Origin of the sequence: Variovorax sp. LjRoot130, from assembly GCF_964253755.1 — a bacterium.
Lineage (GTDB): Bacteria > Pseudomonadota > Gammaproteobacteria > Burkholderiales > Burkholderiaceae_C > Variovorax.
Map to the genome: position 1 here is coordinate 398,721 of NZ_CAXURM020000002.1, position 25,348 is coordinate 424,068.

Genomic DNA, 25,348 nt, shown 5'->3' on the forward strand with positions numbered 1-25,348 from the left:
AAGACGAGACCCGTGAGCAAGGGCCGAACGCGGCCAGAAGCGGCCTTCAACTGACCAACTCAATCGCAACGCAACAATGCTCGAACTGAAGCCTTCGGAGTTTCATCGCGTCGCTTCCCTTTTTGACAATCTTCCGTACGGTCCCAGCATCCCCAACTCGGTCATTGCCGGTGTCGGGCATGGCAGGGTGTTCGCGAACTACCCGACACGGCCGACGGCAGCCCTTGTCTACAACAACGGCGCCTGCACGCTCGCCGGGACCGCCGGTGACGTTGTCTTCGCCGAGCAGGTCTGTCAATGGCTGCTCGAATACCACGGCTCGGACTACTTTATCCTCTATGCCTTCCCTGATGCATGGGAAGCAGTGCTGGACAGCATCCTCGGGAGCGCCGCTAAGAAGCGACGGCGTCTTGACTTCGATTTCAATCGTTAAAGATTTGCTCGGATTGAGGGCTGGAAGAGCACTGTTCCGACGGGCTATGAACTCCTTCGCATTGATGAACAGTTGATGCAGCGAATACGCGACGTTGCCAATCCCTACAGCCGCAGCTATTGGAAATCAGCTGCCGATTTCGTTCAGCACGGCGTCGGCTTCTGCGCCCTACATCAAGATGTCATCGTCAGCATGTGCTACACGGCCTTCGCTTGGCATGGTCATCACGACATCGACATCTTGACCGCTGAGGGTCATCGCCGTAAAGGGCTTGGCACGGTAGCGGCGTGCGCCTTCATCGATCACTGTTTGAACCATGACCTGGTCCCAAATTGGGATTGCTGGACCAACAACCAGCCCTCGGTGGTTCTTGCTGAGAAGCTAGGCTTTGAGGCGCGGGTGGAGGTTCCGACCTACCATGGGGTGCGTCCCTGACGGCAGTCGGCCACAACCAGACGTCCAACTCGAAGGCAGAATTTGGCATGCAATCGAAGCAGCTTCTCGCGCGGAACATCGAGTTCGGCAACGCCGGCGATATGGACACCCATGAAACCGGCTGGTTTGTCGGATTCAGCGACTGCACCAAGGGGGCATCAAGCCACCTCCGCCACGTGCCTGCCGACGAACCTGCCGCTGGGCTGTGCGTCAAGTGGTTCTCTCATCCGGCAGGCAATCCGAACGGCGAGTTCAAGCCGCTGAGCGACGGGAGGACGATGTCAGTCTTGGTGAGCCCGACCAGCGAGTTCAGGATTGAGTTCTCGGTAACCGCCGACTTCGCGTCACAGGATGTCATGGCGCACACCTTGCGCCGCCATGGTGACTTTGTCATATGGGGCCCAGGCCTCTTCCACCGCGCCTTTGGAGTCCAGCCGGCATGCATACTCACCGTCCGCTGGTCTCCGCCGCGATAGACGGCAGGCGGCCAGAAGGAGACGGTCGACCTTAGCATTCCGAAGCGCGTGCGCACTGACAGCGTGACGAGCAACAATCGACCAGAAACCAATCTCACAAAGGTTTCACTAAGCTCAGGACCATCGGATGGACCGCAAAGCTCAAATCTATTGCCCTCACTGCAAGTTCAGACCACGAGCTGAAGACCGGTGGTTCTGCGTACCAAGCTGCGGAACTGCCTGGAATACGTTTTGGACGCGGGGCGTTTGCCCGGGCTGCAGCGTTAGATGGCCCCAAACGCAATGCCTCCAGTGCGACATCTATTCGCCGCACGAGGACTGGTATCACTACCCGGAGCCTGACGAGGTCTGTGAAGACAGCGAAGCGCTGCAGGAGGCTGGCCTATAGGTGAGGGTCCTGGCGCGGCGGCGAAGCGCATGCGCACCGGCATCTAGGCCGACAACAATCGGCCAATAGGAGACCTTCAAGATGTCCCTCGAATCGACGCTAAAAATACTCACGGCGATGGGCGCAGTGGTTGCCTTCTGTTGGGGCGCATACCAGTTCCTCCTTACACAACGCGGCCAAGCTGAAACGCGAAGAGTCGAGGCCACAAGGCCGTTTCTTGACAGACAACTGAAGCTTTACACTGATGCCACTCAGGCTGCTTCGACGATGGCAACATCAAAATCACCGGAGGAGGTAGCCGCAGCGAGGAGCAGATTCCTCCTGCTGTTTTGGGGAGAACTTGTGATGGTGGAAGACCGCCACGTCGAATCGGCGATGGTGGAGTTCAGGGACGCGCTCAACGCAGGCAAGAAGGGACCAGAGCTCGAACAATTGTCGCTGCGGCTCGCGCGCGCATGTCGTGATTCCTTGGCCGAATCATGGGGCGTCAAGCAGTGGCAAGACCCGCACAACGCGCCAGAGCCCGGAAAGTAAGTCAGAATCCGGGCCACAAGCTGCCGTTCGGGGCCGCCACAGCCGGAAGGTCCGGCCTTTGTCTGCCTAGTAACATTGCAGCGCCTGACGAGTAGTGTGAATATGCAATCAGCCGGTGCCGCCACCTTCGACGAAGCCTATTACCAGCGCTACTACTTCGACAAGAAGACCAAAGTGGTGGACCCCCAGCATGTCGAGCGGTTGGGCGCGTTTGTCTGCGCCTACCTGCGATACCTGCGCGTGCCCATAAGGCGAGTGCTGGACGTGGGTTGCGGCATCGGGCTCTGGCGTGACATCGTGGCGCGGCAATTCCCCTTGGCCAGTTACCACGGAGTGGAGTTCAGCGAATACCTGTGCGGGCGCTACGGGTGGGAGCGCGGCTCGGTGGTGGATTACCAAGTCAGGAAGCCCTTTGACTTCGTCATCTGCCAGGGCGTGCTGCCTTATCTCAGCCCGCCAGATGTGAAGCGCGCTCTGCGCAACCTGAGCCTACTGTGTCAGGGCGCCCTGTATGTGGAGGCCGTGACGCGCGAGGACTACGCGCGCGACATCGTGGATGAGGACGTGACCGACCCGCACATCTTTCGCCACCGCGCCGAGGTGTACCGGCACGGGCTGTCGCGGCATTTTCAGGAGGTGGGCGGCGGCGTGTGGCTGAGCCGGCAAGCCGAGGTGCCACTGTTCTCACTGGAGTACGTAGCAGAGTGACGTCTCCCCCCGGAAAGCCCTCCAGGCAAAAGTGCGACTGTGTCGGGCCGCTTGGCGAGCGGGCGCCGTCCGCAACGGTTACCTTGAGTCCACTCACGCGAACCAAGAGGCAACAGTGTGGTTGGTGCCACCGGCAACGACGACGATATTGTGTCTAGTCACTGATTCCTGGCCATCCGTACGTCTGCAATGGGCCCGAAGCTCCGAAGACAGCAACCGGCTACAGTTCGGCCAAAACCGGAAGTTCGTCGTTGCCGCACAACTGTCGCAGCATGTATTCCGTGTGAGCGCGTGCGTACTAAAGCTCAAGAAATCCCCGAGAAGTACATCGAGGATGCTTGGTATCGTGGCGGCTGACGGCCGAGGCTGTGTGAAAACTCCGTTGAGTCATGTTTTCAGGGGTCCTTGACCCCTTGGCTCATCAGAAAAAATGCAACCTGGGTCCATCTGAGAGGCCGACTTTCGGAGCGATGTCGACCGCATTGAGTTTTCACACAGCCTCGGCCAGTTCCAGTCGCTGGCCACAGGCGGCTTCCTGGCATCTCACTAGGCCATAGTTGCCGCGATGAAGCACCTGCGTCGACTGCATGCCCCGAGAACACAAGCTCGGGGAATTTCGTCTTGGCGGGCTGCTTTCTGGTGCGCACGGGCAAAGGCACACAGCGCCTCGGATGCCCGCACTTACCGCAAATGCCGGTCGGGCCTGCAACAGCCTTGCGCCGGGACTCCGCTATCCCGCCGCCACGATCACATGCGCCTGAATCTTGCCGGCCACCGGGCCTTCGCCACGGCGGCTGGCGATCGCCTCCGTCGCGCGGTCCGTAGCGAGTTGAAGCAAGCTGGCGTCGCGCGCCTCGATTTCGTTGCGCAGCGGCGTTCCCTGGCAATAGGCGGTGGCAACGTCGCGTGCCGAGGACGCGCGACTCACCTTCTCGTGCGTCTCGATCTCGATGTCGGTGAACCCTGCGCGGCTCAATTCCTCGCGGATCAGTGCGACATCGTGATAGCCGTGCGGCGTGCGGGCGAGGAATCGCGGAGGGTCGTGCGGAAACACCGCGGCGACGGCGTTGGTGACGTCGTCGGCAAAGGCGTTCTCTTCGATGCGGTCCCAGACATTGAAGACAAATCGCCCGCCTGGCCTCAGCACGCGACGCGCCTCGGCGTAGCCGGCGACCCGGTCGGGGAAAAACATCGCGCCGAACTGACAGCAAACGACGTCGAACGAGGCATCTTCGAACGGCAGGTCGAGCGCGTCCGCCTGTCGCCATTCGATACGGCTATCGGACCCCTGCCGGGTGGCGGCATAGTCGAGCATGGGTTGGTTGAGGTCGGTCACCACGTAGCGCGCGTCGGCGCTGAGCTTTGGCGCAAGCGCCCGCGTGACCACGCCACTGCCGGCCGCAGTTTCAAGCACCGAACCGGGCGAGGAGGCAGCGACAAGCTCCGCCAGGTCGGCGGCATAGGCCTCGAAGATCAGGGGAACCATCAGCGTGTCGTAGAACTTCGGGATCGAGCCCGCGAACACCTTTTCGCTCTCAGCCATGGGATCTCCTTGAAAGCTCTGCACGTCGCCTTGACCCCTCATTTCAGAGCGGGTCAGGCCTCTCCAACGAGCCCGCTGCCTAGTTGGGCATTGGTGACGATGCGCTATGGTGGCCGCGCATGCCACCCTCGTCAACGTCGTCCTGCGGTCTTCTCCATCATGCTTGCCGGCTACTTTTGCCCTTTTGCCGGACATTCCCGCCCGAGTAAGGCGCCTCAGGCGCGTTCAGCCCAGGGATTCAGGGCGAATGGCTGCTGACTGGCGTCGAACGAATGCTTGCGTGGCAGCGCTGTCGCGGTGATGCTGCGAATGGCCGCTGTCGGGCGAGCAATCTCAGCCGCCGTATGGTCGAGATGGGCCCGAAGCTCTGATCCAGCGACCGGCTACAGTCGGCCACTAGCCGTCATTCGATGACAGGGCCGAAAGATGCAATAGACATCTCAGAAGCTCTTGGGTTGATTCCTGGCTTCCATGATTGCTGATTGAAGCTTGCGCTTCACTATGGCATCCTGAAGGTCAAGCCGCCCGCGCCGAGGGTATCTTGGCGTCTTGCCGGGCGCGGGCGCGAACCAGGCGTCATCAAAGGAAAGCCGGTGATGATTGACCAGGTCAAACTTGGTTGCCTTGGTTAAGCCCGTTTTTGCGCTGGCCTCAATGACGAACTCTCCCGGGTACACCGCTGTGGTGTTCTGGGATGTGGCGTATGCGACTACCACAACAGAACCGGCCGGGTCATCGGTCGCCTCTTCGACTTGAAGCACTAAGGCCGGGCGGTTCTTGGGGCCTGGCACGCCCATTTCCTGCGGAAAGCTGCACTCAACAATGTCGCCGAGTTTGGGCCGCGGTTTCCAGTAGTTCCTGCTCACAGCAGCGAGTCGATGACCTTACCTCTCCTTTTTGGTTCGGCCTTCGCGATGGCTTGGTGCTGTGTCTTGGTGAGTGGCATCAATTTCTCCGTGTCCTGTTCGACGAAAACCTCGTCTCGCAGTCTAGCGAGTGCGTACAGGACGGTTTGGGTTTCATTGAAGCCCAATTTTTTGGCCAGCGCCCGCAGCGCGTCTCTCGACACGGTAGTCAGCGTGTCGTCTTTGAAATTCAGCTTAAGTGGCTGACGGCTGGTGGTGGCAGGCATGGCGGCTCCGCGGATGGGTCACGTGTATGTATATTCTACATACCGCGTAGCTATATTGCAAGCTGACGTGCAACGCTGTTCATAAGGCGACCGAGGCGCCGAACAGTTGGGTGACCTTGCGCCGGCGCTTGAGCATGGGTGGGTCGACGGAATAGTGATGAGCGCCTTCGACAAGCACATCACATCAAATGAGAGGCTGGAAGCCTTCCTGCCACGAATGGCAAAGACGAATTCGTACCTACGTTCGGCCGTTGTTCCAGGGGACGTGGTGATGGTCGGAAAGGTTCGCGCCAGCAAGGAATTCTTGCTGCCGGAGATTGAGCGACTGGAAGACCTTTTCCTGCGCCCTCAGGTACTCTCCGAGCCATGGGAGATATTCACAGTACCGACGGGTTGGCGAGCCGCATGACAGGCAGCAGCCGGCCAAAAGTCGACGGTCGCGCACAGCTTCTGCCTTCGCCACAAACCATGAAGCTCCACTCTCAGCCTGAATTCGAGGCAAGGCTTGTCGCCATGGTGCGCTCGTCGAACAGCTTGATGGCTGCATTAAGGGTGGTGCGCTCGCTTGGTTTGAACTGTTGGTGCATCGGCGCCGGCGCCGTGCGTTCGCTCGTGTGGGACGCGCTCCATGGCTATGAACGGCCTTCAGCGATTGAAGACGTCGACGTCGTCTACTTCGACGACGCGGCCGGCGGTCCAGGGCAGGATGCGGACTTTGAACGTCGCCTCCGCGAGGCTATGCCGGCGTTGCGTTGGGAGGTCACGAACCAAGCCACCGTCCACGTCTGGTTCGCCAACAATTTCGGGCAGGTGGTACCGCCGGTTCGGACCCTCGAAGAAGGCGTGGCCACCTGGCCGGAGTTCGCCACATGTGTGGGCGTCAACCTGGATGATGAGGAAACGATTGGGGTCGTGGCTCCGCACGGGCTCGAGGACCTATTCGGACTGCTCGTTCGACACAACCCGCTCAGAGCGAGCGCCGCTACCTATCGGCAGCGAGTGCAATCAAAGCGGTTCGGCGAGCGATGGCCGTTGCTTTCGATAGACGCATACTGAAGGCAGAATTCGGCCAACAGCAGTCGTTCGGGTCGACGTGACCGGCAGCCATGCCTTACCTAAACGGCTACTCTCGAGGGCGCCCTTCGTCAATCCAAGCCTGAGTTTCCTTGATGCCAAGCCGGTAACGCGCACAGTTGAAAGCCGCAAGCGCATTCAGTTCCTGCGCAAGCAACTGCTGGAACTTCGAAGCATCCTCGTCGGGTAGCCCCACACCGGCAAGCGCTTCCGCCACAGGCTTACGGCCTCTAACCACCAGGCCCACCGCTTCGTTAAGCGCCTCGCGATACTTTACGCGGAATGGGTCCGGCGAACCCATGGACTCCCGCACCACCTTGTACTTGGCTTGGGAGCGCCGATAGGTCCAATCGAAGAGGTCCACTGCCATTGAGACGTCACAGCACTCATAAACGCCCATCATGGCCAGTGCGTAATCTTCTCGGTCGACGTCCAGGAACGACAGAGGTGCCTGGTTGTAGAGCATCAGCGGGACATTGGCTGCAAGCCGACTCACTCGTTTGTTCCCGTCTTCGAAGGGCTGCAGATACGCCAGGTTGACCCAGAGGAAAAAGGCCGCCTCCATAGGATTTTTGATGAGTTGAGCCATCGAGATGATGCGCTCGAACATCTCCTTTAGCAGCGCTGGAACCTGGGTGGGAACGTAAGTGGTGCCGCTGATATTGACCACTTTTTCGCGAATAGCCCCGAGCGAAGCCACATCCGATAGAAGATCTTGCATTAGCACCGAGTGCAGATTGCGAACGAGTCCTGCACTGAGTCCCTGGGTCGGGACGGCATCTACAAGGAACTCGATGGCAGCCTTGTGATTGAGCAGCATGACCGCGTCACTGTCCGTGGCAGCCGCTCCACTCTTGAACAGCTCCTCGGTGTCCAGCAGGGTGTAGCGGTTGCCCTCGAGATGAGATGACGACCATGACAGGTCGATCAGCAGTTGCTCCAGGACCTTGCGGACATACGTGCCCGCCGGCAGTTGCCCCGGGTGGCGACCGAGCGCAGCCAGCTCTTCGGCGAGCTCGCGCGGCAGCAGGAAAGTCTCGTTGGGCTTGTATTCGTCGACGAACTCGCGGCGGTACGTCACCGGCAAGCGGGACGCCAGCGGCAATGCCAGTCGCTGCCTGAGTGCCACGCTCGCCGTGCGCCAAGTCGGAGCAACGCGGCGTCGGGCTTCTACGAGAGGTGGCTGAGCTGCAGTCTTGCCAACCGCAACAGGGGTTCCCGTTGCCGGTAGGCGATACCGGGTAGCACGAGCCTTGCCCGTGACCTCGATTCGCTGATCCGCCACAAGCCTTGACAGCATGCGCTTGACGGCAGGCAGGCTCGAGCCTGCGGCTTCAACCAGTTGGGCAGAAGAGACGCGCTCGTGGCCTGCAGACGCGAGAGCGGCCATGGCTCTTAGCAATGCATCGGATGTCAGTCGGTGGTCGTAAGGCATGAATCGGCTCGATGTGGTGAGCTGATTGTATCGAATCGAGCCCATTTCGCCGAGTATCGGCTCGATATTTGAGCCAATTCCGAATAAATCGAGCTGATATTGTTGAGCCGATTCTCGGGCTTGAAAGCCCTCTGGGCTAGGGCTAGGCTGTCCCGAACTCGGTCTGCGCTTGGCCTCTCGATGAAGCCGAGCGAGCGCAGCCTTCTACCAACTCTTTGCGAAAAGCGGCTACTGCACGCGTTTCGCTTTTGCTTGTATGCGAAAGAGCAGTCCTCGTGAGCGAGGCGCCTGAGGGGCGAAAATCGGCCAAAGGAGCGGTCGGTCGGGCGTCCGCCCGCTACGACCGGTCTAGACTGCAAGCTGTCCTTCGTGTGCGGCGAGTGACGGGCAGCCCACGACCCGATCCTGACGCTGACGCGTCTGATCGCAGAGCCGCAAGGCTGCCGTTTGCGCGACTCCGTGGAGCGGACGCTTCTTCGACGCCGGGGCCGAAACCCAGTTCACGCCCTGCCCTGGGGGCCGCATGAAACGTCGAACGTTCTTGGCCAGAGGTGCAGTCCCGGCGCGATGACGTCGCCTTTTCCAGTCTCCGCCGCTCATCACTTGAGTCACACCTGGCGAGGCCAAGGCTTGTCCATAATCAGGTGCGTGTTTTAAGCTGCCTTGAGGCCTGTCGTGCTGAAAGAGGTGTTCCGATGAATGAGCTTGAACGACTGGAAGCCATGCTTCGTGCGCAGCCGGCGTCCCTCACCATTGAGCAACGTCGGGCAGCGTCCGACACTCTGGGAGATCTCTTCCCGCTGGCAGCGGATGTCTGTGTGGAACAGGTGGAGGCGCACGGCGTTCAAGCTGAATGGACGTCCACGCCTGTCGCGAGCACCAGCGAAGTCATCCTCTATCTTCACAGCGGGGGATATGTTTGGGGCTCGCTGAAGAGCCATCGGCACCTCGTGAGCGAGTTGGGCCGCACGGCGACGATGAGAACGCTCGCCCTCGACTACAGGCGTGCCCCTGAGTTCCCGTTTCCGCATGCCCTGGAAGATGCGGTCAGCGGATACAGATTCCTCCTGGATTCCGGCTTCAAACCTCGTCAGATCGCGGTCGCCGGCGATAGCGCGGGAGCGGGCCTGGCCGTGGCCTTGCTGGTCCGACTGAAAGAACTGGGCATGCAGCAGCCAGCCTGCGCACTGCTTCTCTCGCCCTGGGCCGACATGACAGCGACTGCGGACAGCTACAGCCGCAACGCGAAGCGAGATCCGGTCCTCAACCGCGAGATCATGCAGTTTTTGGCCGAGCAGTACCTTGGAGAGCGGTCACGAGAGACACCTCTCGCGTCGCCGGTTTTCGCCGATCTGAGCGGCATCGCCCCTCTCACGATCTTCGTGGGGGCCACGGAGGCCTTGCTGGATGACGCGGTCGCACTCACCCGCGCGGCGGGTCTCGCCGATGTGAGCGTGCGGCTGGAGATTTGGCCAAAGATGTTCCACGTCTGGCCCACCTACCATCAGGTGTTGGCGCAAGGCAGGCAAGGTGTCGCCAGAGCTGGAAGGCTGCTGCGTGAAGCCGTGGAAGCGGCTTCGAGCGGCGAAGGCTGATGCATCGGTACAGCGAGATGATCGCTTCTCAGACTGCGGGCCTGCTGCATGCGCCATCGCTGTTTGGCTACGCATGCGTGGGAGGCAACGGTTCAATGCACCGTTGGCTCACCGTGTGTGTCGCCGCGCGCCGGTCGTGTCGACCTTTGGGCCAGCGCACGCAACGCGAGTCCGACCGTCATTGACGAGCCCGACAGGTGACCGTCGCGACCGGCAGGTCTTGGCCGCCAGTTCCACTTCACCGGCCGCGGTCGAAGGTCAGCTTCGCTGCATACTTGTCGTTCGGCGCCCGACGTCGACGAACCGCAACGAGCCCCAAGTGACCGTTCCCAAAGAAGGGGCGCGCCGATAAATGGGGTTTGCCAGTGTGCTTCGCGCGCATGCAGCATGAGGTGCAAGGTGTGCGCACCCTGCACGGATAGAAGTTCGTCCGAGCACTGGCTCGAACGCTCGCCACACCCCGACCTCGGATCAGGATGCATCACCGGTGCCACGCCACCGTCCCGTCCACTCAGCAACACCCGGGGGCCGCCATGAAATACCGCTTCTTGTCGATGCGATGCTAATAAAGACTTGACACAAGAGTCCCGTAGAAGCGGAAGTTGATCGATCGCGATCGGCCAGTTGTGGCGCTGCAAGCGCCCCGCATGGTCTGACGAAAATGGTCGACAACGCGGCGCATACTCGCGCGGACGGTGCAACCAAGATCGCAAGGAGAGACGGCCATGAGATGCCCTCACTGCCAGCACGACAACCCCGAAGGGGCAAGGTTCTGCAACGACTGTGCGCAACCGCTCCCGTCGCGGATGGACGTGCCAATGCATGCTGCATCGCCGGGTGTCGCGATCCCGAAGCATCTGGCCGAAAAGATCATCGGCTCCCAGCTCGCGCTGGAAGGCGAGCGCAAGCAGATCAGCGTGCTCTTCGCCGACATGAAGGGTTCGATGGAGCTGCTGGCCGGGCGTGACCCTGAGGAGGCCCGCAACATCCTCGACCCGGTGCTCGAGCAAATGATGGAAGCGGTCCATTACTACGAGGGCACGGTCAACCAGGTGATGGGTGACGGCATCATGGCACTGTTCGGTGCGCCGATCGCCCATGAAGATCACGCCGTGCGCGCATGCTGCGCGGCGCTTCGAATGCAAGCGACTGTGGAACGCCATAGCGAAGGGCTGCGACGCGCAGGCGCCACGCCGGTTGAGATCCGCGTCGGCGTCAACTCCGGTGAAGTCGTCGTTCGATCGATCAGCAGCGACTTGCACATGGACTACACGGCGGTCGGACAGACCACGCATCTCGCCGCGCGCATGGAACAGATGGCGAGCGCGAGCTCGATCCTGATCACCGCCGAGACGCTGCGCCTCGCGCAGGGAACCATGCTGGCCAATCCGCTGGGGCCGATCCGCGTCGCGGGGCTGCGCGAGCCGGTGAATGCGTATGAACTGATCGGTGTCGGCCCGGCGCGTAGCCGGCTGCAGGCCGCGGCAACCCGAGGGCTGGGCCGATTCGTAGGCCGCGATCGCGAAATGGGTGCGCTGGCGAGTGCCATCGATCTTGCGGCGCGGGGCCATGGGCAAATCGTCACAGTAATCGGCGAGGCAGGGGTCGGCAAGTCACGTCTGCTGCACGAGTTCGTTCACGGTAGCGGTACCTGTGGCTGGCTGGTCCTCGAAACTGGCTGTGTTTCTTATGGCAAGACGAAGGGTTACCTGCCCGTCATCGACGCGCTCAAGACCTACTTCGCCATTGAGGAACGTGACGACGGGCGCAGAGTGCGCGACCGAGTGACCGGCAAGCTGCTGTCGCTCGATCGCTCGCTCGAGCCCACGCTGCCTGCGCTGTGGGCGCTGTTGGACGTGCTGCCTGAAGAGGACCCCTGGCAGCGCCTCGACCCCGGGCAGCGGCGGCAGGCCATCGTCGACGCCCTGAAGCGGCTCGTACTGCGCGAGTGCCAAGTGCAGCCTGTCGTGTTGGTGTTCGAAGACTTGCAATGGGTCGACGCGGAGAGCCGGGCGGTGCTCGACACGCTGGTCGAGGGCCTGCCTGCTGCGAAACTGTTGTTGCTTGTGAGCTGCCGGCCCGAGGCCGGGCATCCGCGGGGCCAGAAGACCCACTACCAGCAATTGCACCTCGATCCACTGCCGCGCGCATCCGCCGAGGAGTTGCTCGACGCGCTGTTGGGTCAGGCGAGCGATCTACACGATCTGCGGCAGCACCTCATCGAGCGCACCGAAGGCAACCCGTTTTTTATCGAGGAATCCGTATCCGCGCTGGCCGAAACCGGCGCGCTTGCCGGTGACCAGGGCGCCTATCGATTGGGCCGAGCGGTAGAAGCGTCTAAGGTACCCGCGACCGTGCAAGCGATTCTGGCGGCGCGCATCGATCGTCTTGCGCCTGATGACAAGCAGCTGCTGCAAGCTGCTGCCGTGGTCGGCAAGGACGTTCCGTTCGCCCTGTTGCGATCGATCGCCGGGGTCGCGGAGGATGTGCTGCGAGCGACGCTTGTACGCCTGCAGGCGGCCGAATTTCTCTACGAGGCGGCGCTATTCCCCGATCTCGAGTACACGTTCAAGCATGCGCTGACGCATGAGGTCAGCTATGCGAGCCTGCTCGGCGAACGGCGGCGCGAGCTGCACGCTCGCGTCGTCGCTGCAATCGAAGCGCTCTATCGCGATCGAATCGGTGAACATTCCGAGTGGCTGGCTCATCACGCGCTGCGCGGTGGGCTGAAGGGCAAAGCCATCTCGTACCTGAACGATGCGGGCACCAAGGCCGTCATGCGCTCGGCCCATCGCGAAGCGACCGGGTTCTTCGAAGAAGCCTTGGCCCTGGTGGCGGGTCTGCCTGAAACGCGCGAGACGCTCGCCAGCGCCCTCGAGTCGCTCACGGGCCTCGGGCCCGCGCTGATGGCGATCAAGGGCGGTTGGGACCGGGACGTCGAGGCTTGCTATACGAAGGCGCTCGATCTCTGCGATCGTCTGGGCGAGACCTCGCGCCGGTTTCCAGTGCTGTTCGGGCTCTGGGGCTGTCACTACAGCCGCGGCGAGCACGAGCGTGCGAGGGAATTGGCAGTTGGGCTCATGCGCGTGGCCGGCGAGGACGACGAGTACATGCGGCTCGAGGCCCGACATTCATTGTGGTCGACGGAGATCGCAGTGGGGCGGCCGACGGAGGCCCTGCCTCATTTGGAGCAGGGTCACCTCCTCTATCGTCAGTACGAACGCTCGGCATGGTGGATCTACGGCACTCACGACCCTGGGGTTTGCTGCTACCAGATGGGGGCCATCGGCGCGTGGCTACTCGGGAACTTCGACCAGGCGCGCGACGACGCCGTGCGCGGACTGCAGTTGGCCAGGCGGGTGCGTCATCCGGGCACGATCGTGCTCGCGCACCAGCTCGCCGCCGTCGTTTATTACCACCTTGGCGACCGCGGTGCAGCGAACCTGCACGCCAAGGCGGCCTCGCGCCTTGGGCGCGCTCATGGCGTGATGGGCTGGCCCGAGCATGCCTCGATCATTCTCGCGCGGCTGCTGGTGGAGGAAGGACGCATCGACGAAGCGATCCACATCGCCGAGGAAAGCCTACCGGCCTCATTGCGTGCAGGCTGGCCCTGGAGCGCCAGCATCAGCTTCGGCCTCGTTGCCGACATCTACGGACGGACGGGCCAGCCCGCCAAGGGGCTCGACATGCTGCGGTCGCTTGAACCAAAACACTTCGAGGGACTCTACGGACCGGAGCTACACCGTCTCTATGGCAACCTGCTGTTGGCCGGCTCGCCGCAGGCAACCGATGAAGCCGAAACGCGCTTGCGCAAGGCCGCCGCGCTGGCCCGCGAACGCCAGATGAAGTCGCTCGAGCTTCGCGCAGCGATGAGCCTTGCGTACCTCCTCGCGCCTCGCGATCGCCGCGCGGCGCGCGCCGCGCTGTCGGTGGTCGATGACTTCAGGGAAGGCTCTGAAGTCGCCGACCTTCGAACCGCAAGGGCATTGCGAGGCTGGCTCGGATGACCGTCCGCCCTTCCAAGAATCCACCGACTGCTTCGGTCGATAGCGGCGCCGAGAGGCCGCTATCGGGGAACGGCATGGTCTGACGGATATTGACCGGCTGCGGCGGGTACGCTCAGGCAGCGCGAACGACCGCAGCCGCATACCTGCCGTAGGACTGTCGATGACGACAGGCAGGACTGGGCCCGAAGCCGTCCTTCGGCGAGTCGCACTTGGCGCCGCAAAACGGTCGTCCAACGGGGGGCTCGATGGTGTCGGCTGCCTGCTGTCCGCTGCTACACAACGTTGGAGAATGTCATTTCAATGGCGCGACGGCTACGCCATGCAGGCTGGCTCTATCGATTGCGGTCTTGACCAGGTGGACTGCTTTTGCATCCTCGACGAACTTGCCGACGTACGAAGCAGCGATGGGCTTGCGCCCCTTGGGCACGCCCATGCCGACTGGTTCGACGAGGAACCGGCCGTCGAGCACTCGCGAGCCCGGGTGACTGCCGGACCGCTCGAAGAGGGCTGACTTGGTCGCGGCGATGACGTCCGCCTGCGTCGATACGAACACAGCATCGAACAACTCATCGATACTCTTTGCGCGGACAAGCGTCGCATTCTTCAGGGTGTTCGATTCCGGGCTTGTCCACGTCCGCCATCGTGGAAATAGGTACGCCGGTGCGGACGAGATACCCCTGCTCGACTTCAAGGTAGGGCGCGGAAAATTCGATGGCAGCCGCGCGCTCCGCATTGATGCCCATCAGCGCGACATCCCATTCTGCGGACTCCGCTGCGCTGAGTATTGCTGCGGCGTTTGCATAGGGGACCGGCTCGAACGGCACGCCAACGCGGCGTGCCAGTTCCTTCCCGAGATCGACAGCCTGGCCTTTGAACTCGCCTGTCGCTGGGTCCTTGATCGCATAGAGCGGCGCCGAGAGAATTGCCACCCGAAGCTTACCGGTCGGCGCCAGCGCATGTTGCGCTTCAGGGGTGGGTGTTTGCGTACTTGCACAGCCACCCAAAAGCGAAGCAAGTACGCCAATGATGGACCAGCGAGCAATACGCATAGCATCCTCCTCCGAACTCGAGTGGCTCACTAACCTGGATGTCCGGCAACAGACTCGCACCCCGCGGCTTGCACCGCCTCGGCACTCATGGGCCCCTTCATGAACTGGTCAATCAGCTCCTTGGGGATCGACGGCAACGCCGCCGCGGCGGCCGCTGCCGCCTTCGTCGTCTTCCTGCTTGGCATACATGCTCCTGGTCGTCATGCCATGCCTCGCACAAAAAATTACGGACAGGCTCGCGTTGCCGCAGCCAGTAGTGGCCCGCCCCTATTTCTTGGGGACCATGATGCCGAGCATCAGCTCGGTATTGAGCGAGGCCAATTGCTGCACCAGCCCCCACTGCTTCGTCATGAGAGCCACGAATTCAGGGTTGGCCGGTACAGCTCTGGCCGAGAGCGCCAGCTGCGACATCGACTGCGCGAGGCTCTGCTGCTCCGCATAGATTTTCTTCGCTGCTTCCGTGTACTCATCGAGCGTCATGCAATGTCTCCATGTGGTGGTGTCCAATCTTAGCCGCATGGAAGCTTGGTCCGACCGCCCCTCCGCGAATCCGTAGGCTCACGTCCGAAAGCGCACCTCCACCTCGAGCTCGAAACCCGATGGAGACGGGCTTTGTTGGTGTTGCGGCATGTCGTGCCAGCTGCGCAAGACCTTCTCTGCTCTCGGAAAGCGCGCCTTGATAGGTCAGAAACTGCTGGTGTCCCTTTGTCTTCTCAGCGGCCTCTTCATAGAACTTGAAGGAGCGCTCTCGGAGTGAGTGAACCCCACCGGCATGCCGGGGCACTGCGGCGCCTCAACCTGAGCAGGACCAAACCGCTGACACCGAAGTGGACCGAACCCCGGCCCAGCACCGAAAGCGGGCGGACGCCGTACGGGTCCGGCTCCAGGCCCAGTGCCCATTGCATCGCGTCGATGAGCCAGATCAGCGTGACGAAACCGAAGGCGATCTTGAGGGCAAGGCGGAAGTGGGCTCGGGCCTGCTCGGAGCCTGCGTACGCCGGGTCGGGGGCCTGGAGCTGCACGAGGAACACAATAGAGGCGAGGACGCTGATATCGTGCCCGCGAATCTTTCGCCCGACTACAAGGCGGCCGAAGCCGCCTTCCGCAAGAGCCGCGACCCGTGCGAACGTATGGAGTGGTTGCGCGAGATGCTGCGCACGATTCCCAAGCACAAGGGCACGGAGCACCTGCAGGCAGATATCAAGGCCCGCATCAAGGGACTCGCCGAACAGCTGGAAGGTGCTACGAAGGGCGCAGGGCACGGCGGCCCGGCGCTGGTGATCCGCGCCGAAGGCGCGGCGCAGATCGCGCTGATAGGGCCACCGAACGCAGGAAAGTCCTCGCTGCACGCGCGGCTGACGGGTTCCGCGGCGCACGTCGGTCTGTATCCGTTCACGACGCAGTACCCGGAAGCCGGGATGATGCCGCACGAGGATGTGCACTTCCAACTGATCGACCTGCCGCCGATCGCCCCGGAGCATCCTGTGCCATGGCTGGTCAACACCTTGCAGACGGCCGACGCGGCGCTGCTGGTCGTGGATCTGGGCGAGCCCTCGTGCATAGAGCAGCTGCAGGCCGTGCGGTCAATGCTGGGGCAGCAGCGCGTGACGCTTACAGAGCGTCTGGAGGCGACCGCAGACGAGGACCCCTTCGCGCTGCGGCTGCCAACCCTAATGCTCGCGAACAAGGCGGATGGCGTGGCCGACCTCGATGCGGAACTCCTCGCACTGCGCGAGCTGTCGGGCTCGCGCCTGCCGGTGTTCGCCGTTTCCGCGGCCACGGGTCACGGCCTGGGGGACATCGGCCCGTGGCTATTCCAGAACCTCGGCATCGTGCGCGTCTACACCAAGACTCCGGGGCATCCCGCCGACAAGCACCGGCCATTTACGCTTCGCCGCGGCCAGACTGTGGGCGACGTCGCGCGGCTGGTGCATAAGGATCTGGCGCGCTCGTTGCGCTACGCGCGCGTCTGGGGCAGGTCAGGGTTCGAAGGGCAGCAGGTCGGGCACGACCACTGCGTCGCGGATGGCGATATCGTCGAGCTGCACGCATGAGCCGTGTCAGCCCTCGGTCCCGCCGTTCGCCACTCGTTTGCCATTCACTTGCTCGATATCTTCCCGAAGCCGGCTTCCGCCAGGGGCCGGTATGCCGGTGGCCACATTCCGCAGGATGGTCTGGCGAAGGTCATCACTGCGGAGGAGCAATTCCCACCTGGCCCCTCACATCCTGGCTCTGGCTACTCAAAGCCGCCTTGCGACGAGGACGGCTCCTGGGCGGCTCCGCCCTTCGCCAAGGCGACAGATGGAGCCCAAAGCGGCTGTCTGATGGCAAGGTCAGGACGACGCGAAGCGGATGGATCGCGGGCAGGCGTGACTTGACCGACCGACCTTTTCACCACGAGGGCAGAGCGCCGGAGTCTGTCAAGCCCCGCGCTGTTACTCGCATTGAGCAAGCCGAGCCCAAGAATCTTCGAGCAACCGGACGTCCACGTCGGCTTCGATGCTGTTGCGAAGTCTTCGTTATCGACGCGAAAAAGGCATAGACTGGAAGACGCTCGGGCGAACTCTTGACGCCCTAAGGAGCCGGTCATGACCAAGTCGTCGTTCGTCCTCGTTGCGATGCTTGCAACCGGCGTGTCGCTTGCCCCACCGGCCTTTGGACAAGCGGGTGACGAAAAGCTTGGCAAGGTGCATTTCGAGGCGTCGTGCACGCCGGACGCACAGAAGCTTTTCGACCGCGGGATGCTGTATCAGCACTCGTTCTGGTACCGGGGCTCGCAAAGTGTCTTCGAGGATGTATTGAAAGCCGATCCCGCTTGCGGGATCGCCTATTGGGGCATCGCTCTGAGCCTGCTTTGGAATCCCCACAGCCCGCCGCCCGCGAAGAATCTCGCCGAGGGCGCCGCCGCGCTGACGAAGGGAAAGAGCGTTGGCGCCAACACCCAGCGGGAACGCGACTACCTCGATGCGCTGAGCGCCATGTACGCTGACTACGACAAGGTCGATCACCGCACGCGCATGCAGGCCTATGCCAAGGCGATGGAACAGATGGCGCAGCGCTATCCAAATGATGATGAAGCTCAAATTTTCTATGCGCTTGCCCTCAACACCTCGGCTTCGCCAGCTGACAAGACGTACGCCAACCAGCTAAGAGGTGCGGCCATCCTGGAGGAGATCGCGAAGCGACAGCCACAGCACCCGGGAGTGACGCACTATCTGATTCATCTTTACGACTCTCCGGCGCTCGCGGAAAAAGGACTTGATGCCGCCAGGCGTTATTCCCAGATCGCGCCCGCGGCGGCTCACGCTCAGCACATGCCGTCGCACGTCTTCACGCGCGTCGGCTACTGGAAGGACTCGATTGCCTCCAACGTGGAATCGGCACGTGTCGCGGCGCAGGGCAAGGAGGGCCATGATCAACTGCACGCCATGGACTACCTGGTCTATGCCAATTTGCAGCTCGGGCAGGATAAGAATGCCAGCGCCGTCATCGACGAGATGAACAGGGTCACCGGTTTCACCGAGACTTCCCTCGCTGGGCCCTATGCGCTGGCCGCTTCGCCGGCGCGCTACGCGGTGGAACGCGGCGACTGGAAGGCCGCGGCTGACCTCCATATCCGTCCCAGCCCGCTGGCCAACGTACAAGCGATCACGCATTTTGCGCGGGCGCTCGGCGCTGCCCGTTCGGGTGACACTGCAGCCGCCAATGCGGACATCGCCAAGCTCGCCGAATTGCGAGACAAGTTGCGCGAAGCCAAGGATGCATATTGGTCCGAGCAGGTCGATATTCAGCGCCAGGTTGCAACCGCGTGGGTCTTGTACGCCGAAGGCAAGCATGACGACGCGCTGAAAGCGATGAGTGCAGCCGCCGATGCCGAGGACCGGACCGACAAGCATCCGGTGACGCCTGGCGTCCTCAAGCCCGCGCGCGAACTCTACGGCGTCATGCTGCTCGAGCGCGGAATGGCCAAGGAAGCGCTCGTTGCTTTCGAAGCGACACTGAAGAAGGAACCCAATCGGCTGGGCGCCTATGTTGGTGCGGCAAAAGCCGCCGAAAAGGTCGGCGATTCGGCCAGGGCTCGGGAGTATTTTGGCAAGGTCATCACGATCGCCGATGGCGCTGACAAGACCCGAACCGAGGTTAACGACGCGCGCGCGTTCTTGGCGAAGCGGCCATGAGATTTTGGTGCCCTGGGGAGAATTTGATGAGGACGTGCTTGGGTCTGATCCTACTGGTCGCTGTAGTGACGCGAGCGGAGGCCCAATCGCTGCAAGTTATCGGATATTCCGGCGAGTTCGGGCAGTGGGAGTTAAGCGCCAGCGTTACCGAACGGACCGTGAATCGAACTAAGGAATTCTCGGGGCCGTTGACGATGCGGCACGTGGGTATCTGCACGCAGGATGGACCGGAGGAAAGAACAGGTGAAATCCGTTTTCAGTTGTCGAAGTTTCGGTCTGCAATCGAGGCAACCATATTGGTTGATGGCGTCGAATGCAGGTACAGCGGACGACTATCAGATCGTTATAGTGGATCGATGAACTGCCCGGACCGGCCGGCGGTTCCGGTGATCATTTGGCTGAAATAGTTGCGCGTGAGCGATGAGCCACCTCAGTGCGTCCTCGCGGCAAGCGAAGATGCCATTCTCATTGGACGACGTGAGAAGCCACGCACCCTGGTCTTCCGGGTCGCGCGAAGTTCCTTGTAGCCCCAGCTGCCGCAGGCTCAGCGACGAAGATCAGGAACAAGGACTCGACCTCGCTGATCACGGCGAAAAAGCCCACAACTTCTGATTCGTCGACCCGGGGCCGCGATCTCAGAGAGGTTCCTACAAGGTCTTCAGCCCCAGCCAAGCCGCCGCGATCACCGCATTCACCGACACGCTCAAGGCGCTCGGCACATAGAACAGCGCCGATACCGCCGGCGCGCCAATCAGGATTTCGACAATCCCCCCCAACCCGTACAACAGCACGGCGCACCACAGCCAGCGTCGCATGTAAGTGGGAAGCCAGTGAGCTTGAGATTGGTTGTGCCGCCAGGCCGCTGAGCGCTCGATGAGGCTGCCTTGTGTGGCGTCCCGGAAGAGCCACTCGAAAAAGAAGTAGCGGTACAGGAGAGTGTGGAAGGTCAGCTCATGCACGATTCATTTCCTTCTGGTGGCGGTGGTTCGTCGCAGTCGTTTCTGACAGCGTATCGGGAAGACTGATACCTCTTGCGGGCCGGCGACTTTGCCAAGATGGACATCATCGACTGCGGCGCTGGCTCTTAGACAATCTATGCAATGCTGGGTTCCATGGCACCGCCTTCGCACAGGACCATCAACGCGCATGTGTGGCCGAGACTCTCAAGAGGCACCGACCCGGACATCGGCTGAGTCGGTCGTCGGCCGACTTCGCTGGCTGTACCGGCCGCGTTGGTACGCTCGTGATAGCGCAGCACCGCTTCGACCTTGTCGGCGTCGTGGATCTCAGCGCCGCCACATTCCCGTGGAGGTGTAGCGTACTTTCTTTCCTTGATCATGACCGCGCCTTCGATAAGGCATAGGCTAAAACAATGGCGAACGTTCCCAGACAAACTCCGAGGCCGGGGCCGCTGTCCATGACGCCTCGCAGTTCGCAACCCGCGGACCGCCCCACCAACCGCCTTGCTCGCGAGACGAGTCCCTACCTGCTGCAGCACGCGCACAACCCGGTGGACTGGTTTCCATGGGGCGAGGAGGCGTTCGCCAAGGCGCGCGCCGAGGACAAGCCCATCTTGCTGTCAGTGGGCTACGCCACCTGCCACTGGTGCCATGTGATGGAGCGCGAGAGCTTCGAGGACGTGGGGCTGGCGCGCCAGTTGGCCGATGCCTTCGTTGCGATCAAGGTCGACCGCGAGGAACTGCCCGACGTCGACCACGTCTACATGAGCGCGCTGCAGGCGCTCACGGGCCGCGGCGGCTGGCCGATGAACATGTTCCTCACGCCGCAACTTCGCGCTTTCTTCGGCGGCACGTACTTCCCGCCGCGATCGCGCCAAGGAATCCCCAGCTTTTCCGAGGTGCTCGCCGCCGTGCGCGAGGCCTGGGTCCACCGGCGGGGTGACATCGAGCGGGAGGCCCAAACGCTGCTCGATCTCGTGCGCCGCGGCACGACCCTCTCGGCCTGTACATCGGCCGATGACATGCACCGGCGAGCCGTGGCCCAGATCGCCCTGCGCTTCGACGAAACGCGCGGGGGCTTCGGCAGCGCGCCCAAGTTCCCGCAGACTCCGCTGCTGCAGTATCTGCTGGCGCTGGCCGCCAGCGGCGACGGGAGCGCGCGCACGATGCTCGTTGCGACGCTGCACCACATGGCCGCAGGCGGAATGTATGACCACGTCAGTGGTGGCTTCGCTCGCTACTCGACCGACGAGCGCTGGCATGTGCCGCACTTCGAAAAGATGCTGTACGACAACGCCCAGCTCGCGCGCGTGTATGCCGGCGCCTTCAGGCTGACCGGCGAAGAGAGGCTGCGCCTTGTCGCCGAGGGCACATTGACGTACCTGCTGCGCGAGATGCACCCCGCGGCTGCGCCGGCAGCCTACGCTTGCGCGCAGGACGCCGACGCCGAGGGCGTCGAGGGCAAATTCCACGTCTGGACGCTGGCCGAGTTCCGCGCCGTGCTCGGCGCCGATGCACAGGCCGCGGCGCGTCTGCATGGCGTGACGGTGCAGGGCAACTGGGAGCACGGCACGAACGTGCTCGAGCGCCGCGATCCGGAAGGCGTACGCGCCGAACTCGACCAGGAACCCGAGGCCTTCGCGTCCTGGGAACGCTCGGTGCGCGAGCGCCTCTACGCCGCGCGTGCCCAGCGCGCCCGGCCGATTACCGACGACAAGGTGCTGGCCGACTGGAACGGCATGGCGCTGCGCGCATTTGCTGAAGGAGGGCGTCTGCTCGGGCGAGACGACTTCGTGCAGGCTGCGCGAGAGCTCGCGCGCTTCCTGCTGGCCACCATGGTCCGGGATGGGCGGGTCCACCACGCCTGGCGCGACGGCACGCTGCGCGATGAGGGGTACCTAGCCGACCATGCGCAACTCGGGCTCGGCCTCGTGGAACTGCATGCAGCCACCGGCGAGCTGGAGTGGCTAAACGCCGCGCTCGACCTGTGCGGCGGAATGGTCGAGCGCTTCCACGATGCGGTCGAAGGCTTCTTCGATAGCACGTCGACGCAGCTGCCGATGCGGGCGCACAGCCTCTACGACGGCGCAGTGCCCTCGGGTACTGCGGCGGCGTGCGAGCTGTTGCTGCGACTGGCGGGCCCCTATGAACGCAGCGACTGGACCGACATCGCAAGCGCGACGCTCGAGGGCCGCGGCGCGTTGATGGAGGAAGCGCCGATGGCCGCGCCAGCGTTGCTGCACGCACAGCTGCTGGCTGAGCGGGGGGCTGATCTTGCGATCCCGGCGGGACCGGGCAGCGAACGCCTGTGGGCGGCGGCGCAGCCGGCGTTTGCGCCACTGGTCACGCTCTTCCGTGGCTTTCCGGGGTCGGTGCCGCTGCTCGAAGGACGGATTGCGGGCGAGGCCTACCTGTGTCGGAATGGAAGCTGTGAGCTGCCGGCGCGATCGGTCGAAGCGCTGCGAGAGCAACTGGCAAAGGGGTTCTCTGGCACGGCCGGCAAGTTCGCAGCATCGGACGGCACTGCTTGAGGGGTTGCGGCCGAGCCATCGGTTCAAGAGAAGGCCGGCGATCGTTCAACACGCAGAAATTGGCCGACGATGCCCTTGCGCCGACGGTTGCACGCGGCTTCGACCCGCCGATGCGTGCTGGAATGCCGGAAAGCGGTCGTCGTCGACGACCGTCGGCTCTTGGGCCGTCAGGGGGCATTTGGAGGCTCGGTCCAGGCTGCCCTGAGACCCGACGCATGTTCTTCGCGCACCTTCTTCAGGGATGGCTCCCAGCCCATGGCCGCCTCAACCTCACCGACGCATCCCCAGCAATCGCCGTCGCAGTCGGCCGACAAAGGGTCATCGTCTCGGTCGAGCTCACGCCCACAAATCTGACAGTCCATTCCTAGATTCTGCGGTTGGATTGAAGGTCCGGTCCTGGCAGGCGCCTGAAGCGCTCGGTGTGGCCTGCCGCCACTACAGCTGGCAGCGACGAACTTTCCGACACTGTTAACCATCGATCTCGCGCGCCTTACGCAGATTTCGACGAACTTTTCGCTCAACGTTCTCGTCGGGACGGTTCGCGACGATCTTTATTCCAAGGCTTCAACTGTGACCGGGAAGAATAAAGTTCGTCGACGACAATAAAGATGGTCGGGAAAGGCCTACATGGCGGCCGGAAGCTGGCCAATCCCTGTTGGCAAAAGCCGCGGGCATTTGCCAAAGGAGGAGGTGGACGCATTCTGCGACTACGCTTCGCTCCTTTGACCCTCAGAGATAAGGCCGCCTGAGACAACCCGGTAACGCCGCACGGACGGGAGGCTCGCTATGCTTCACCCGAAACGCTCCGCGCGTCAGATGCCATTTCAGGTTCGTTTCAGGAACAGCGCGTACGTTCATTCCGAAACATGCTGCGCTCACCCATTCTCCTGATTGCGCTGTTGGCCCCCAGTGTTGGGGCGCACACGGGCACGCTCCCCCCGCAAGCACCCGCGGCTCGGGATCGTGCGCCCGAGACGACCGCGGCTGACGGTGGGGCGTCGGCGTTGCGCGAGGCTCACGATCTGCTAAAGGCGCGACGGTATCGCGACGTCCTGATCCGGCTGCGTGAAGTCGACGGCGCCAGCCGGTCATCCATCGACGCCTTCGAAGTCGAGCAGCTTCGTGCCTCGGCAGCGAACGCGACCGGCGATCTTGCGTCGGCAGCGCGTGCCTACGAAACCATGTTGGCGTCACCTCATTTGGCGCCGGCCGATCGGCTGCCGACGATGCGCGCGCTGATCGGCGTGCATCACCAGCGCCATGATCACGCGCAGGTGATCGCCTGGGCCACGCGCTACCTGAAGGAGGGCGGCGCCGAACCGCAGGTGGGCGCGTGGCTCGCGCAGGCGTACTTCGACAGCGGCGACTTCGCCAACGCGGCACGCGAGCTGCAACGAGGATTGCTTGTCGCCGAGCGCTCGAGCCAGGTCCCGCCGGAGGAGCAGCTGTTGCTGCTGCACAGGAGCTACACCCAGCTCGGCGATGCCAGCGCGGTGTCGTGGACGCTCGAGAAGCTGCTCGTCCACCATCCGCGCAAGCGCTACTGGTCCGAGCTGCTCGACCGGCTCGAGAACCGCATCGACATCGGCCACCGCCTCACCCTCGATGTGCTGCGGCTGCGGTGGCTGACCGGCACGATGCGCGCCCCGGGTGACTACGTCGAGATGGGGACGCAGGCGCTGCAGGCGGGCTTTCCCGCCGAAGCGGTGAAGGTGCTCGAGCAGGGCTTCGCCAGCGGCGCGCTCGGCAAGGGTGCGCAGGGCCGCGAGCACGAGGCGCTGCGTGCGAAGGCGCTGCGCCAGCAGGACGAGTCGAGGCAGACGCTGGCCCGGCTCGATGCCGCGGCCGCGGCGACGGCCGCGCGCGATGGCATCTGGCTGCACAACCTCGGCTTCGCCTACGTGACGCAGGGCGATTTCGCGAAGGGCCTGGCGCTGATGGAACAGGGCATGCGCAAAGGCGGCATGGGTGAGAAGCCGCAGGATGCGAGGCTGCGCCTGGGCATCGCCTACCTGCTCGCCGGGCAGAAGGACAAGTCGATCGAGACGCTGACCAACATCGGCGGCGTCCATGGCGCGGCGGACCTCGGTCGCATCTGGTCGATCTACGCACGCACCGCCGGTAGCTCGACCAACACCTGAAGGCCGCTGCCCGGTGGACCGGCAGGATGCGCACTGATCGTGCCACCATGCAGGCCCACGATGCTGCGGCTGATCGCCAGCCCGAGGCCTGTGCCACGGTCCTCCTTCTCGTCGGCGCCGCTGTCGACGAAGCGGACGAAGCGCTCGAACACGCGCTCGCACTGCTCGGGCGTCAAGCCCGGACCCTGGTCCTGGAGGCTCAGCTGCCACACGCCCTGGTCGAGGCGGGAGTTCAGGCGTATCGGTGCGCCCGGCGGCGACACCCGGATCGCATTGACCAGCAGGTTCAGCAGAACCTGCCGCATCCACCGCTCGTCGAAAGGCACCGCCCCGTGCCCCTCGTGCGACCATTCGAAGCGCAAGCCCTGGTGCTCGGCAAGCGCCTGTGCATCCTGCGCAAAGCCGTGCAGGAAGGCCGCTGGATCGCGCGGCACCAGCTCTAGCTGCATCACGTGCGCGTCGGCACGCGAGAGCAGCAGCAGGTCCTCGATGATGCGCGTCAGGCGCTCGATCTCCTCCAGCTGGTCCTGCAAGGCCTCGCGGTGGCGCACCGGCAGCGACTCGTCGCCGATCATCCTCTCGGCCTGCAGCCGGATGAGCGACAGCGGCGTCTTCAGCTCGTGGGAGGCCTCGGCGGTGAAACGGCGGATCTGCAGGAAGGTGGCCTCTAGCCGGTCGAACATCTGGTTCAGCAGGCGCGCGACATCGGACACCTCGTCGCGCACGTCGT

At 63.1% G+C, this 25,348-nt stretch carries 21 protein-coding genes and 1 pseudogene; 12 read left to right on the forward strand and 10 right to left on the reverse strand.

Going from position 1 to position 25,348, the window contains the following annotated elements; genetic code table 11:
• Window positions 1-76: 76 nt before the first annotated feature.
• The 4 genes and pseudogenes from ACSQ86_RS31585 (at window position 77) to ACSQ86_RS31600 (ending at window position 2,974) form a co-directional block, all read left to right on the forward strand.
• Window positions 77-868, forward strand: a pseudogene (locus ACSQ86_RS31585) (GNAT family N-acetyltransferase).
• 47 nt (window positions 869-915) lie between these two features.
• On the forward strand, window positions 916-1,344 hold the full coding sequence (locus tag ACSQ86_RS31590) for a hypothetical protein (protein WP_436310455.1): 429 nt from the start codon (window positions 916-918) through the stop codon (window positions 1,342-1,344).
• Window positions 1,345-1,813: 469 nt separating this feature from the next.
• A complete protein-coding gene (locus tag ACSQ86_RS31595) occupies window positions 1,814-2,266 on the forward strand; it encodes a hypothetical protein (RefSeq protein ID WP_093110950.1) in 453 nt (150 codons plus the stop codon).
• Between the two features lie 102 nt (window positions 2,267-2,368).
• Entirely contained in the window at window positions 2,369-2,974 is a 606-nt protein-coding gene (locus ACSQ86_RS31600; RefSeq protein WP_436307236.1) for a class I SAM-dependent methyltransferase, read from the forward strand.
• A gap of 730 nt (window positions 2,975-3,704) precedes the next feature.
• On the opposite strand, the gene ACSQ86_RS31605 is transcribed toward ACSQ86_RS31600, so the two are convergent.
• The 3 genes from ACSQ86_RS31605 to ACSQ86_RS31615 form a co-directional block, all read right to left on the reverse strand.
• On the reverse strand, window positions 3,705-4,517 hold the full coding sequence (locus tag ACSQ86_RS31605; RefSeq protein ID WP_436310456.1) for a class I SAM-dependent methyltransferase: 813 nt from the start codon (window positions 4,515-4,517) through the stop codon (window positions 3,705-3,707).
• A 440-nt stretch (window positions 4,518-4,957) separates the two neighbouring features.
• Window positions 4,958-5,383, reverse strand: coding sequence for a type II toxin-antitoxin system PemK/MazF family toxin (locus tag ACSQ86_RS31610; RefSeq protein ID WP_093110896.1), 426 nt, complete (start codon window positions 5,381-5,383; stop codon window positions 4,958-4,960).
• Complete coding sequence (locus ACSQ86_RS31615; RefSeq protein WP_436307234.1) at window positions 5,380-5,649, reverse strand: hypothetical protein; 270 nt, start codon at window positions 5,647-5,649, stop codon at window positions 5,380-5,382. Before ACSQ86_RS31615 ends, ACSQ86_RS31610 begins: the two co-directional genes overlap by 4 nt.
• A gap of 157 nt (window positions 5,650-5,806) precedes the next feature.
• On the opposite strand from ACSQ86_RS31615, the gene ACSQ86_RS31620 reads away from it, so the two are divergent.
• Window positions 5,807-6,058 (forward strand): hypothetical protein, encoded by a 252-nt coding sequence (locus ACSQ86_RS31620; protein ID WP_436307233.1) that lies wholly within the window; start codon window positions 5,807-5,809, stop codon window positions 6,056-6,058.
• Complete coding sequence (locus ACSQ86_RS31625; protein ID WP_436310457.1) at window positions 6,055-6,705, forward strand: nucleotidyltransferase family protein; 651 nt, start codon at window positions 6,055-6,057, stop codon at window positions 6,703-6,705. Before ACSQ86_RS31620 ends, ACSQ86_RS31625 begins: the two co-directional genes overlap by 4 nt.
• 67 nt (window positions 6,706-6,772) lie before the next feature.
• Here the strand turns inward: ACSQ86_RS31625 and ACSQ86_RS31630 are convergent, their stop codons facing one another.
• Window positions 6,773-8,158, reverse strand: a complete 1,386-nt coding sequence (locus ACSQ86_RS31630; protein WP_436310458.1) for a Fic family protein — start codon at window positions 8,156-8,158, stop codon at window positions 6,773-6,775.
• Between the two features lie 695 nt (window positions 8,159-8,853).
• On the opposite strand from ACSQ86_RS31630, the gene ACSQ86_RS31635 reads away from it, so the two are divergent.
• Both ACSQ86_RS31635 and ACSQ86_RS31640 read left to right on the forward strand, forming a co-directional pair.
• Entirely contained in the window at window positions 8,854-9,753 is a 900-nt protein-coding gene (locus tag ACSQ86_RS31635; protein WP_436307230.1) for an alpha/beta hydrolase, read from the forward strand.
• 818 nt (window positions 9,754-10,571) lie between these two features.
• Window positions 10,572-13,760, forward strand: a complete 3,189-nt coding sequence (locus ACSQ86_RS31640; protein WP_436310459.1) for an AAA family ATPase — start codon at window positions 10,572-10,574, stop codon at window positions 13,758-13,760.
• 292 nt (window positions 13,761-14,052) lie between these two features.
• Here ACSQ86_RS31640 and ACSQ86_RS31645 read toward each other — a convergent pair whose 3' ends face one another.
• From ACSQ86_RS31645 to ACSQ86_RS31655, 3 genes are all read right to left on the reverse strand, one after another.
• Complete coding sequence (locus ACSQ86_RS31645) at window positions 14,053-14,325, reverse strand: hypothetical protein (RefSeq protein ID WP_436307228.1); 273 nt, start codon at window positions 14,323-14,325, stop codon at window positions 14,053-14,055.
• A gap of 1 nt (window position 14,326) precedes the next feature.
• The gene (locus tag ACSQ86_RS31650) at window positions 14,327-14,809 is read right to left on the reverse strand and encodes a transporter substrate-binding domain-containing protein (protein ID WP_436310460.1); all 483 of its coding nucleotides are present in this window, start codon (window positions 14,807-14,809) and stop codon (window positions 14,327-14,329) included.
• 267 nt (window positions 14,810-15,076) lie between these two features.
• Window positions 15,077-15,289 (reverse strand): hypothetical protein, encoded by a 213-nt coding sequence (locus ACSQ86_RS31655; protein ID WP_436298182.1) that lies wholly within the window; start codon window positions 15,287-15,289, stop codon window positions 15,077-15,079.
• A 419-nt stretch (window positions 15,290-15,708) separates the two neighbouring features.
• Between ACSQ86_RS31655 and ACSQ86_RS31660 the strand changes: the two genes are divergently transcribed.
• Both ACSQ86_RS31660 and ACSQ86_RS31665 read left to right on the forward strand, forming a co-directional pair.
• Window positions 15,709-16,863 carry a GTPase gene (locus ACSQ86_RS31660; protein WP_436310461.1) on the forward strand — a complete coding sequence of 385 codons (1,155 nt, stop codon included), beginning with the start codon at window positions 15,709-15,711 and terminating at the stop codon, window positions 16,861-16,863.
• 534 nt (window positions 16,864-17,397) lie between these two features.
• Window positions 17,398-18,987 (forward strand): hypothetical protein, encoded by a 1,590-nt coding sequence (locus ACSQ86_RS31665; RefSeq protein ID WP_436310462.1) that lies wholly within the window; start codon window positions 17,398-17,400, stop codon window positions 18,985-18,987.
• A gap of 647 nt (window positions 18,988-19,634) precedes the next feature.
• Here ACSQ86_RS31665 and ACSQ86_RS31670 read toward each other — a convergent pair.
• Both ACSQ86_RS31670 and ACSQ86_RS31675 read right to left on the reverse strand, forming a co-directional pair.
• Window positions 19,635-19,946 carry a hypothetical protein gene (locus ACSQ86_RS31670; RefSeq protein WP_436307225.1) on the reverse strand — a complete coding sequence of 104 codons (312 nt, stop codon included), beginning with the start codon at window positions 19,944-19,946 and terminating at the stop codon, window positions 19,635-19,637.
• Window positions 19,947-20,080: 134 nt separating this feature from the next.
• A complete protein-coding gene (locus ACSQ86_RS31675) occupies window positions 20,081-20,326 on the reverse strand; it encodes a hypothetical protein (protein ID WP_436307224.1) in 246 nt (81 codons plus the stop codon).
• Between the two features lie 78 nt (window positions 20,327-20,404).
• Between ACSQ86_RS31675 and ACSQ86_RS31680 the strand changes: the two genes are divergently transcribed.
• On the forward strand, window positions 20,405-22,477 hold the full coding sequence (locus ACSQ86_RS31680) for a thioredoxin domain-containing protein (protein ID WP_436310463.1): 2,073 nt from the start codon (window positions 20,405-20,407) through the stop codon (window positions 22,475-22,477).
• A 1,004-nt stretch (window positions 22,478-23,481) separates the two neighbouring features.
• Window positions 23,482-24,618 (forward strand): tetratricopeptide repeat protein, encoded by a 1,137-nt coding sequence (locus ACSQ86_RS31685; RefSeq protein ID WP_436310464.1) that lies wholly within the window; start codon window positions 23,482-23,484, stop codon window positions 24,616-24,618.
• Here ACSQ86_RS31685 and ACSQ86_RS31690 read toward each other — a convergent pair.
• A complete protein-coding gene (locus tag ACSQ86_RS31690) occupies window positions 24,582-25,343 on the reverse strand; it encodes a sensor histidine kinase (RefSeq protein WP_436310465.1) in 762 nt (253 codons plus the stop codon). The genes ACSQ86_RS31685 and ACSQ86_RS31690 overlap by 37 nt on opposite strands.
• Between the last annotated feature and the right edge of the window lie 5 nt (window positions 25,344-25,348).